1 pseudogene is annotated in these 690 nt (G+C 76.5%); it reads right to left on the bottom strand.

Going from position 1 to position 690, the window contains the following annotated elements:
- Nucleotides 1-690, bottom strand: a pseudogene (locus G3I65_RS16245) (RHS repeat protein); the annotation flags it as partial.

The following is a 690-nucleotide window of genomic DNA, read 5'->3' as shown; positions in this document are numbered from 1 at the left end:
GACGCCGGTGGTAGCGCCGCGTCCCGGCCGGCGTCCGCTGCGCCGCGAGCCGGCCCGCGGCGTCGAACTCCTGCTGCACCAACGGGTTCGCCCCGAAGGTGACGGCCACCGTGCGGCCCGCGTCGTCGCGCTGCAGCGCGAAGCTCGCGCCCGCGACGTCCAGCAGGTCCGCGCCTTCCGTCCGTCGCCAGTGGACGTCCACTCCGGACGGTGTGCGCCGCCGGGTCGCGGTTTCGCTGTCGTAGCCGAAGGTCGTGGTCCGGCCGCCGGTGGTCTGCCGGACGACGCGGCCCGCGGCGTCGTGGGCCAGCTCGACCGCCGTGCCCGGCCCGGCCGCGTGCACGAGCCGGCCGACCGGGTCGTAGCGGTAGGTCTCGGTGCCCGCGGCGGAGGTGCGCTCGACGAGGTTGCCGAGCGGGTCGTAGCGGAACTCGACGACCTCGCCGGCGGCGTTCTCCGTCCGGACCAGCTGCCCGGCGGCGTCGTAGGCGCAGCGGGTGACCCGGCCGTCGAAGTCGGACTGCGCGAGCAGCCTGCCCTCGGCGTCGTAGGTGTACTCCCAGGACCGCCCGGCCGGGTCGAGCACGGCGAGCAGCCGCAGCTCGGTGTCGTACCGGCGGCTGGTGCGCGCGCCCGGCGCGTCGGTCGTGGCGACGACCAGGTCGAACGGCCCGCGCTCGGTGACGGTGA

Origin of the sequence: Amycolatopsis sp. SID8362 (assembly GCF_010550475.1) — a bacterium.
GTDB classification, from domain to species: domain Bacteria; phylum Actinomycetota; class Actinomycetes; order Mycobacteriales; family Pseudonocardiaceae; genus Amycolatopsis; species Amycolatopsis eburnea.
Note: the sequence above shows the minus strand (reverse complement) of the source record. Positions and strands in the feature narration are given on the sequence as shown.